9 protein-coding genes and 1 pseudogene are annotated in these 9,631 nt (G+C 68.8%); 4 read left to right on the plus strand and 6 right to left on the minus strand.

Annotation, left to right across the window (positions count from 1 at the left end; translation table 11 throughout):
• Window positions 1-22: 22 nt before the first annotated feature.
• The 6 genes from LGN17_RS17110 to LGN17_RS17135 all read right to left on the minus strand — a co-directional run bounded on the left by LGN17_RS17110 (window position 23) and on the right by LGN17_RS17135 (window position 6,325).
• Window positions 23-2,245: a tetratricopeptide repeat protein gene (locus LGN17_RS17110; RefSeq protein ID WP_226197843.1), complete on the minus strand. Its 2,223-nt coding sequence runs from the start codon at window positions 2,243-2,245 to the stop codon at window positions 23-25.
• A gap of 177 nt (window positions 2,246-2,422) precedes the next feature.
• Window positions 2,423-3,091 (minus strand): type II secretion system protein J, encoded by a 669-nt coding sequence (locus LGN17_RS17115; RefSeq protein WP_226197844.1) that lies wholly within the window; start codon window positions 3,089-3,091, stop codon window positions 2,423-2,425.
• A complete protein-coding gene (gene gspI / locus LGN17_RS17120; protein ID WP_043179123.1) occupies window positions 3,075-3,506 on the minus strand; it encodes a type II secretion system minor pseudopilin GspI in 432 nt (143 codons plus the stop codon). Before gspI ends, LGN17_RS17115 begins: the two co-directional genes overlap by 17 nt.
• Window positions 3,507-3,820: 314 nt before the next feature.
• Window positions 3,821-4,027, minus strand: coding sequence for a hypothetical protein (locus LGN17_RS17125; RefSeq protein ID WP_059585120.1), 207 nt, complete (start codon window positions 4,025-4,027; stop codon window positions 3,821-3,823).
• A 338-nt stretch (window positions 4,028-4,365) separates the two neighbouring features.
• Complete coding sequence (locus LGN17_RS17130) at window positions 4,366-5,010, minus strand: alpha-ketoglutarate-dependent dioxygenase AlkB family protein (RefSeq protein WP_226197845.1); 645 nt, start codon at window positions 5,008-5,010, stop codon at window positions 4,366-4,368.
• A 166-nt stretch (window positions 5,011-5,176) separates the two neighbouring features.
• The gene (locus tag LGN17_RS17135; protein WP_226197846.1) at window positions 5,177-6,325 is read right to left on the minus strand and encodes a metallophosphoesterase; all 1,149 of its coding nucleotides are present in this window, start codon (window positions 6,323-6,325) and stop codon (window positions 5,177-5,179) included.
• A 234-nt stretch (window positions 6,326-6,559) separates the two neighbouring features.
• On the opposite strand from LGN17_RS17135, the gene LGN17_RS17140 reads away from it, so the two are divergent.
• The 4 genes and pseudogenes from LGN17_RS17140 to LGN17_RS17155 form a co-directional block, all read left to right on the plus strand.
• Window positions 6,560-7,192 carry a hypothetical protein gene (locus LGN17_RS17140; protein WP_226197847.1) on the plus strand — a complete coding sequence of 211 codons (633 nt, stop codon included), beginning with the start codon at window positions 6,560-6,562 and terminating at the stop codon, window positions 7,190-7,192.
• Complete coding sequence (locus LGN17_RS17145) at window positions 7,189-7,482, plus strand: hypothetical protein (protein WP_175957753.1); 294 nt, start codon at window positions 7,189-7,191, stop codon at window positions 7,480-7,482. The genes LGN17_RS17140 and LGN17_RS17145 overlap by 4 nt, the downstream gene beginning before the upstream one ends.
• The gene (mdtN, locus tag LGN17_RS17150; RefSeq protein WP_226197848.1) at window positions 7,479-8,528 is read left to right on the plus strand and encodes a multidrug transporter subunit MdtN; all 1,050 of its coding nucleotides are present in this window, start codon (window positions 7,479-7,481) and stop codon (window positions 8,526-8,528) included. The genes LGN17_RS17145 and mdtN overlap by 4 nt, the downstream gene beginning before the upstream one ends.
• Window positions 8,509-9,631: pseudogene (locus LGN17_RS17155) on the plus strand (FUSC family protein); the annotation flags it as partial. The gene mdtN and the pseudogene LGN17_RS17155, both read left to right, overlap by 20 nt.

A 9,631-nucleotide genomic window follows, 5' to 3' on the forward strand; every position in this document is an offset into this window, starting at 1 on the left:
CTGTTGGTATCGCGTATCGTGTCTAACGTGTCATCGGCTCGATCGCGGCACACACCGCCTCGATCGCGCCCGTCCAGTCACCCGGCGCCGCCTGCCGGAACAGCCGCGCGGACGGATACCACGGGCTGTCGCCGCGCGTACGCATCCAGCGCCACTCCGCCGGATCGGGCAGCAGCACCCAGACCGCGTGGCCCAGCGCACCCGCCAGATGCGCGACGGCGGAATCGACCGCAATCACGAGATCCAGCGCGCCGATCAGCGCGGCCGTGTCCGCGAAGTCTCCTAGTTCGTCGTCGACGCGAAGCACCGGCGCGGCCGCGAGCAGCGCCGCGTCGCGTTCGCGCACGGGCGTCTGCAGACTGATCCAGTCGACGTCGAGATCGAACAGCGGCGCGAGCCGCAAGAAATCGATCGACCGGTTGTGATCGTTCCGGTGCCCCGGGTTGCCTGCCCATGCGATCCCGATCCGCGGCCGCCGACGCTCGCCGAGCAGCGCTTCCCACTGGCGCGTGCGCTGCGGGTCGGCATGCAGATAAGGGCCCGGTTGCGGAATCGTGGCTTCTTCCGTGCGAAACGCATGCGGCAGGCTCAACAACGGCGTCTGGCAGTCGAACGCCGGCAACGGGTCGCCGCGCGCGATCACATGGGCCGTGCCAGGCAGCGACGCCATCAGCGCGCGCAACTGCGGCTGCACCTCGAACACGACCCGCGCGCCACGTTCCGCCACCAGGGGCACATAGCGGCAGAACTGCAGCGTGTCGCCGAACCCCTGCTCCGCGTGAATCAGCACCGTCAGGCCGTCGAGCGGCGTGTCGCCCTGCCACGCCGGCTGCACGAACGGCCGGTAGTGCCGCGCAAGCTGTGCATCGCGCAGCCGCCATTCGTACTCGGGCCAGCCGCGCGCGAAATCGCCGTCGATCAGATACAGCGACGCGCGCGCGAAATGCGCTTCGGCGTAGTCGGGTTGCAGCGCGATCGCGCGGTCGTACGCGGCAAGCGCATCGTCCGTGCGCGCCGTTTCGAAATGGAGGTTGCCGCAGTTGAGCCAGTTCGTCGCGTGATCGGGGCGCAGCGCGAGCGCGCGGTCGAGCGACGCCATCGCTTCGTCGTAGCGATGCAGGTCCTGCAGCACGCTGCTGCGGTTGGTCCACGCTTCGGCGAACCGCGCGTCGCGCGCAAGCGCGGCGTCGTAGCTTGCCAGCGCTTCGTCGTAACGCTTCAGGTAACGCAACGCGGTGCCGCGATTGCACAAGGTCTCCGCCGAGTGCGGATCGAGCGCCAGCGCACGCGCATAGGCAGCCAGCGCATCGTCGTGGCGCTTGAGCTGCAGCAACGCGTTGCCGCGGCTCGCATGGGCGCGGACATGGTCCGGATCGAGACCCAGCACGCGCTCGCAGCGGGCGAGCGCTTCGTCCGCGCGGCCGAGCCGCTCGAGCGCGACCGCGCTGTTGTACAGCACGTCGATCCGCCCGGGATCGGCCGCGATCGCTTCGTTGAATGCGTCGAGCGCCTCGCCCGGCCGATCGAGATCGATCAGCGTGCGGCCGCGCTCGGCCATGATCGCGGCCATGCCGGGCCGGATCGCGTTGGCGCGCTCGAAGCACTGCAGCGCATCGGCCGGCCGCTGCATCTCGCGCAGTACGAGGCCGCGGTTGAACCACGATTCAAGGGAACGCGGGTCGACCATCAGCGCGCGATCGTAGGTATCGAGCGCCTCGTCGAAGCGACGCAGCGCACGCAGCGCGCTGCCGCGATTGCACAGCGCATCGAGCACCAGCGGCGATACCGCGAGCGCTCGGTCGAACGACGCCAGCGCGTCGTCATGGCGGCGCAGCCCGAGCAGCGTGTTGCCGCGGCGCACGAGCGTCTGCACGTCGTCGGGCGTCGTTCGCAGCGCGGCCGCGAAATGCTCGAGCGCCTCGCCGACGCGGCCGCGCTCGCCGGCGATCGCGCCGAGATCCGACAGCACGCGCGTGCCGGGTGCGATCGCGATCGACTGGCGCAGCAACGCTTCGGCATCGTCCGCCGCACCGCGCTGGAACTGCAGGATGCCGTACAGGTGCAATGCCTGGGGATTGTCCGGCTCCTTCTCGAGCACCGCGAGATATTCGCGCGCGGCGTCGTCGAATCGCCCGGCGCTGTGCCAGTTTTGTGCGCGGCTCAGGATCGCCGCCGATTGCCGTTCTCCACGCGCGTCGAGTCCCGACGCCCCCGCGTGTGCCTCATGCCGGTGCTCGACCGTCACGTTCGCCCCCTTCCCGTTTGCCGATGCCGCCGCCGATCCGGTTCGATGGAACCGGTCGCGGCAGCCGTGCTCGTCACGAGACTAACGGACGGGCAATAACAGACGTATGACGAAAGTTACGGACCATTTTGTCCGGGGGACGGAACACATGCCGTGCCGGGGCAGCGCACGCCGCCGTCACTGGCCGATCGGAATCGTCCGCACGTATTCGACCGCCGGCGCGCCCATCGTCACCGAGAAGCGGACCCCGCGCGGCACCGGCACGCCGATCGACGTGAAGTTGCTGATGCCGTGCTGCGCGAGAAATTGCGCATAGGACTGTTCGATGTCGGCCTGCCTCGTCGTCCATCCGCCAGGCGGAATCCACACGGAAAGCTGCATCGAACGCGCATCGTTGCTGACCACCACGCGCACAAACGCGTCCATGTGATGCAGCGCGTCGTCCACCTCGGCCAGCGACGCGAGCGGCTGCGACGCACTGCGCACGAGCTCGCGCCCGTTGAGCTGGTAGCGCACCACCTGCATCTGCGTCGGCCCGCCGCCGACGCCAAGATGGCGCACCATCACGAGTTCGCCCGGGCGGATGCGCAGCGGCGGCCCGAACACTTCGTCGGGCGTGACGAGGTTCGTCAGGTCGAACTGCAGTTGGGAGAAGTAGCGGCCGAGCAGACGCGTTTGCGCCAGATTCGACGCGATATCGTCGCGGCCGCGGATCGTCGCATCGAGGCCGCGCCACGACAGCAGCGCGATCACGGCGAGCAGCGCGATCGCGACCAGCATCTCGATCAGCGTGAAGCCGCGGGCACGGTCACGCGCCACCGCGCGCGGGTCAGCGGCGCGCTTCATTCTGAATCACAGTGACGACTTCGGCGAGCACGTTGCGGCTCGATGCGGACGGATACACGCTCACCGTCACGCGACGCACGAGCGGGCTCGGCAGCGCGGCCACCGACTGGCGGCATACGAAGCGGTAGCGGCCCTGCGGACATGCAAACGTGTTGGTGCCGACGGACGGCCAGGTCGAGGCGATGCGGATCTCGCCGAGCGCGTTGTCGGCGCTCCATAACGCGAGCAGGCGCATACGCGCCATGTCGGTATCCGACGCGAGCGCGCCGATCGCGCGCATCACGGCGCCCAGCGCCACGGCGACGATCGCCAGCGCGATCAGCACCTCGATCAGCGTGAATCCCCGTTCCGGCGCCCGCGCCGTGCGCGATCCGCCACGCGCATGGCGGTTGTAGTCGGTTCTGTCGTCGCACATGACCTGCATTCTTGTCGATGGGTCGGCGTCCGGCGTCCGGCGTTCAAATCGCGGCGCGAAGCCGCATCGCCGGCGCGACGGGCGCCGTGCAGGGACGTTAAGCGCGGCGTATGGCACACACGTGTCGAATGGTACGGACCATTTGGCGCGGCGAGCGCGGACGAATCGGCGCGCAGGAACGCCGCATGCGCTGTCGCGCGTCGTGCAGCACGACGCGTGGGCAAGCGGAAAACTGAAAAAAGATTGGAAAAAACCGCCCGGCGGCGGGCGGTGAACAGTGAAGACGATCCTCGGGCGGAATCGACGCGACGGCGTCAGGCCGTCACGGCGGCGTCATACTCGGCGCGGGCAAGCTGGCCGGCGGCGTAGGCCTCGGCTTCGCCGCGAAAGCCTTCCCGGCTGAACGCGACGACTTTCACGCCGACACCGGTCGCCCGCTTCACCGTCAGCGCCCATTGCCATCCGCCGTCTTGTTCAAAGACGTGCAGCGAGGGTTCGAAGGAAGGGTCGAATACAGTCACGCGTTTTGCTCCTGCCCCCTTGCGCACCGCGTCGGCAACGCTTGGGGCATGTCGAAAGGATCGCGCCGGGATGCGACGCGCTTCTGCCATTCGGCAGTGTAGTCAAGGATTGTTGCGACGCACCATCAGAGGTTTCACTCATCTATCGGAACCGACCGGTCGATGAAATTTACCTGCAGCCCATATGGCACGGGCCTCAGCGCCAATTCAGCACGCACGGCGCAGTGGTCATGCGGCAACGTGCCGCACATGCGACCGCTTGCCTGCCTCGGTTGCCTGTGAACCGTAAAACGGGGCGCGAAGCGCCCGATGCTCCCGGTACCTCGATGACGAGGGGCTTACCGGCCCGTGCCGGCCGGCATCACGTAGCGGAACGTCAGGTTCACGCGCTCGCCCTGCACGCCCGGCGCCTTCGGCACGCGATGCTGCCACTCGGCCTGTGTGCGGCCACGCATCACGAGCAGGCTGCCATGCTCGAGGCGATACGCATGCGTGACACCCGTCTGGCGATGGCGAAGGTCGAACACGCGCATCGCACCGAGGCTCACCGATGCGATCACCGGCGCATCGCCAAGCTCGGGCTCGTTGTCCGCATGCCAGCCGAGGCTGTCCAGCCCGTTGCGGTAGCGATTGAGCAGCACGCTGTTGAAACGCGCGCGGCACGTCGCCTCGACCGCGCGCTTCAGGTCGAGCACGGCCGGCGTCCACGGCGCCGGCACGTTGCGGATCCCCGAGTAGACGTAGACGGCATCCGGCTCGCCCTGCCATGCGGTCAGCCGCGGCAACGGAATGCGTCCGCGCGGCGTGCGGATCGTGTCCTGTTGCCACGCGACCTCGCCGATCAACGCGGTCAGCGCGCGATCGGCATCGGACGGCGCCAGCCAAGCCGGGTACCAGTCCACGTCGGGCGCGGGCGTGTCAGCGAAGAGATCGGGCGTCGACATGTCGAGGGAAGCGGGCGAAGAACGGAGCGAACGGTGCATGCCTGCATACTAGCCAACGGCGTCGCCCGCTGCCATGCGCTGTCATTCGCTGGTGAAAGGAATCCGCCGCGGCCCGCGAAGCGGGTACGCGCATCACGCCATCATCGCGGCGTGTCGCAGCCTGCCTTGCCGAGGGGGCCGCTTTCTTCCGCCCTGCCGGCCGGCCCTACCCGCCGCGCGTCAGCCGGATCAGCGTGATCTCGGACGGCACGCCGAAGCGGTTCGGCGGCCCCCAGTATCCGGTGCCGCGGCTCGTGTAGAGCCACAGGTCGCCGAAGCGGCTCAGCCCGCCGATCACCGGCTGCTGCAGCCGCACGAACGGCGGCCATGGCAGGAACTGGCCGCCGTGCGTATGCCCCGACAACTGCACGGTAAAGCCGGCGCGATTCGCCGCTTCCGCGCTGCGCGGCTGGTGCGCGAGCAGGATCTTCGTGCCGACGTCGCGCGGCGCACCCGCCAGCGCCTGAACGGGGTCGCTGCGATGGGCGGGATCGAACCCGCCCGCCGTGAAATCGGTGACGCCCGCGAGCACCGCGTGTGCACCGTCATGCTCGATCAGCACGTGCTCGTTGAGCAGCACCGTCAGCCCGATGCGCCGGAATTCGTCGATCCACGCATGCGCGCCCGCGTAATACTCGTGGTTGCCCGTCACCAGGAAGGTGCCGTGCCGCGACTCCATGCGGCCGAGCGGCGCCGTGTGTTCGCGCAGGCGCTGGACCGAGCCGTCGACCACGTCGCCCGTCACGACGACGAGGTCGGCATCGAGCGCGTTGACCGCGCGCACGATCCGTTCGACGTACGGCCGCTTGATCGTCGGCCCGACGTGGATGTCGGACAGTTGCACGATCGTCAGCCCGTCGAGCCCGGCCGGCAGCCCCGCGACCGGAATCGACACGCGCTTGACCGCGGCCGTGCGGCGCGCACCGACGAACCCGATCGCGGTGACGAGCACGGCACCGGCCAGCACGCCGAGCGCCGTGTCGGTCGCGGCGCCGGGCCACGCGCCGTCATGCCCGAGATGCCGCCATCCGAACACGCCGAGCAGCACGAATTCGCGGAGGAACGTCAGCAGGAGCAGCGACGAGAAGAAGCCCATCACGAGCGAGCCGGCCCAGCCGGCCAGCGTCGCGGCCCAGCCTTCGTCGAAGCGCCGCGAGAACATGCCGACCGGGATCAGCACGACGAAGCTCGCCAGCACGAGCGCCGCGATCGTGCGCGCGACCGGCGACGCGAACGCATCGGGAATGATCCGAATCCCGACGTACAGATGGAACAACACGCCGATTGCAATGAACCGGACAAAGAAACTTCGCATGGAACGCTCACCTTCGTTGCGATGCCGATACCGCTTCCGCGTCGCGTATCGCACGAGGCCGAGAGGCTCCGTGCCGCGCGTCGCGCCATACGTGCGATGGTACACAGATCGCGACTTTGACGACCGGCCGCCGGCCTGGCTTCGACGCCGCGCGCCGCCACACTTGACCGCGGCTGCATCGGCCCGCCCGACGCGAGCGACGTTGACGCTTTCCCGAAGCCCCTCGTTACCGAGATGCAGCGCACGCTGCGCTTGCGCATCCGGATCAACCATGTCGAGAACGGCGGCTGGATGATCGACGCGAATATCCGCGTCTTGCCCGCAGGCACCGCGCGACGCCATGCAGAGTCGATGGCACTGCGCGTCGTCACTCTCGTGGGTGAGCATACGGTTCAGGCCGTACGTCCGCCGCAGATCTGCGTCATCGATCGCGACACGCTGCCGCGCCACACACGCAATCCGGCCGCCCTGCTCGTCAACATCCCCCCGATCTGCCGGATCGACCACATTCCTGCGTGTTCGAACGGCAATCGGCCGTTTCCGCACCGATTCCGCGCTGTCGACACGACAAATCAGCCACCCTCCGTTCGTCTGACGATCCTTTACATCCCGTCGGCAACCCTACGCGAGCTTCCACTGGCAGAATCGCGACGGGCCGACCATCATCGCAGCAATGCAGTGCCGAACGTGCGCACGCGCGCCCCAGACCAACAATCCCCACACGGTGCGCCGGGCGGGCGGGTGGCTGGCGGTCCGCATCGCGCTGATTTATTATCGGCTCCGTATCTTGGAATCGTCGTCGCGGCGACGATCCGCATTGCGCCGCGCCCGGCATCCACCCCCAACGTCGAGCTCGTCACACCATGAGAAAAACAACGCCGCGCGCGCCCTTGCGCGTCGCCGCCGTCCTGGCGCCAGCCCTGCCGCTCGCGGGCTGCGCATCGCGCGGCGCTCCGTCGTACGTCCTGTTCGGCGCGTATTTCCCGCTTTGGCTCGTCAGCGCGATCGTCGGTGTCGTCGGCGCGATCGTCGCGCACCGCGTCTTCGTCGCGACCGGCTGGGCTGCCACGGTGCCCTACCAGCTTGCCGTCTGCACCGCGATCGGGCTCATGGTCGCGGTAATCGTGTGGCTCACCGGCACGGGGCCGTTCGCATGAAGGCCGCCGGCATCGCCCGCCCCTCCATCAAAGGCCGCGTGATCGGCGTGGCGATCGTCGCACTCGGCATCGCGGCACTCGTGTACGCGTACCACCGCACGACGGCCTATCCGTCCACCGACGACGCATCGATCGACGCGGACGTCGTGCACGTCGCGTCGCCGGTCGGCGGCCGCATCGTGCAGCTCGCCGTGCATGAAAACCAGCGCGTCGCGAAGGGCGACCTGCTGTATGTCATCGATCCGGTGCCGTACCGGTTGACGGTTGCGCAGGCGCAGGCCGACCTCGAGCTCGCGCGCGCATCGCTCGACACGCGCCGCCGTTCGCTGATCGGCGAGCGCTCGAACGCGGCCGTGGCGGCCGAGCAGGTCAAGCGCGCGACGCAGAATCACGACCTTGCGACGCGCGACGTGAACCGGCTCGCACCGCTCGCCGCGCAGGGCTACGTCAGTGCGCAACAGTTCGACCAGGCGAAGGTCCGCCAGCACGACGCGGCCGTGTCGCTCACACAGGCACAGGAACAGCAGCGCGCGTCCGCGCAGACGATCGGCGACGAGGCCGACGCGATCGCGACGCTGCATGCGCGCGAGGCCGCGCTGGCCCGCGCGCAGCACGCGCTCGAAGACACCGTCGTGCGCGCGCCGCACGATGGCCTCGTGACGGGCCTGAGCGTGCTCGCCGGCGAAACCCTTGCGCCGAACCAGTCGATCTTCACGCTGATCGACGCGAGCGAATGGTTCGCCGTCGGCAACTTCCGCGAGACGTCGCTGAGCCGCATCGCGGTCGGCGACTGCGCGACCGTCTATTCGATGATCGACCGCAGCCGCCCGCTGACGGGCAAGGTCGTCGGCATCGGTGCAGGCATCGCCGACAGCGCCCGCATCAACCTGCCGCGCACGCTGCCGATCGTGCAGAACTCGGTGAACTGGGTGCACGTCGCGCAGCGCTTCCCCGTACGCGTGAAGCTCGACGAACCCGACGGCACGCTCGTGCGCGTCGGCGCCAGTGCGATCGTCGAGGTCCGGCATGGCACTGCCTGCCGCTGAGGTTCGCTCGCCGGGCCCGCGCGAAGTCCTGCGACTGCTCGCGCCGTTTCCGGGGCGCATGTCGATTGCCGTGCGGGTTGCGCTGATCTGCGCGCTGACCGCGCTCGTGACGGCCGCCTACGGCACGCCCGAAGCCGCGCTGTCCGCGTACGTCGTGTTCTTCATGATCCGTGCCGACCGCGTGACGAGCGTCGTGCTCGCGGCCGCGCTGCTGGTAATCGTCACGATCGTGATCGGGCTCGTGCTCGGCATCGCGATCTTCAGCATCGACTATTCGATCCTGCGCGTCGCGTGCATGGCCGTGCTGTCGGTCGGCCTCCTGTACCTGACGTCGGCCAGCAAGCTGCGCCCGGTCGGCGCGATCCTCGCGATGATCGTCGGCTTCGGGCTCGACCAGCTCGGCCTCGCACCGTTCGGCGAAGCTGCGACGCGCGCGCTGCTGTACATCTGGCTGACGATCGCGATCCCGGTCGGTGTCGCGATCGTCGTCAACCTGCTGATCGCACCGTCGCCGCGCAAGCTCGCGCACGCGCAACTCGCGAAGCGCTTGCGGCTTGCCGCGCAGCGGCTGCGCGGCGACGATGCGGCGCGCGACGCATTCGACGCCAGCCTGCATGAAGGCGACAAGCAACTGCTCACCTGGCTCAAGCTGTCGAAACTCGAAGGCTCGTCGTCCGCCGCCGACTTCGCGGCGTTGCGGCAGGCCGTGGCATCGAGCACCGCGCTGCTCGTTGGCGTCGCGCTGGCCGATCGCGAACCGGACGCGCGCCTGCCCGACGCATACGCCACACCGATCGCCGCGACGCTCGACGAGATGGCCGACATCCTCGACCAGGGCGGCTACCCGGTCGACGTGACGCTCTCGCTCCCGCCGACCGACACGCTGCCGCCGCTCGCGCGTGTCGCTGCGACCAATCTCCACGCGGCGATCACGCATTTCGCGGAACCGGCCGCAACGACCGATGTCGCTTCGTCGGCTTCGTCGGCTTCGTCGGCTTCGTCGGCTTCGTCGGCTTCGTCGGCTTCGTCGGCTTCGTCGGCTTCGTCGGCTTCGTCGGCTTCGTCGGCTTCGTCGGCTTCGTCGGCTTCGTCGGCTTCGTCGG

The sequence above is a fragment of the Burkholderia sp. AU30280 genome (genome assembly GCF_020420125.1).
GTDB lineage: Bacteria > Pseudomonadota > Gammaproteobacteria > Burkholderiales > Burkholderiaceae > Burkholderia.

Coding starts and splice junctions, on each gene's coding strand:
- LGN17_RS17115 (WP_226197844.1), bottom strand. CDS start 3,091: ATGAAGCGCGCCGCTGACCCGCGCGCGGTGGCGCGTGACCGTGCCCGC.
- gspI (WP_043179123.1), bottom strand. CDS start 3,506: ATGTGCGACGACAGAACCGACTACAACCGCCATGCGCGTGGCGGATCG.
- LGN17_RS17130 (WP_226197845.1), bottom strand. CDS start 5,010: ATGCACCGTTCGCTCCGTTCTTCGCCCGCTTCCCTCGACATGTCGACG.
- LGN17_RS17135 (WP_226197846.1), bottom strand. CDS start 6,325: ATGCGAAGTTTCTTTGTCCGGTTCATTGCAATCGGCGTGTTGTTCCAT.
- LGN17_RS17140 (WP_226197847.1), top strand. CDS start 6,560: ATGCAGCGCACGCTGCGCTTGCGCATCCGGATCAACCATGTCGAGAAC.
- LGN17_RS17145 (WP_175957753.1), top strand. CDS start 7,189: ATGAGAAAAACAACGCCGCGCGCGCCCTTGCGCGTCGCCGCCGTCCTG.
- mdtN (WP_226197848.1), top strand. CDS start 7,479: ATGAAGGCCGCCGGCATCGCCCGCCCCTCCATCAAAGGCCGCGTGATC.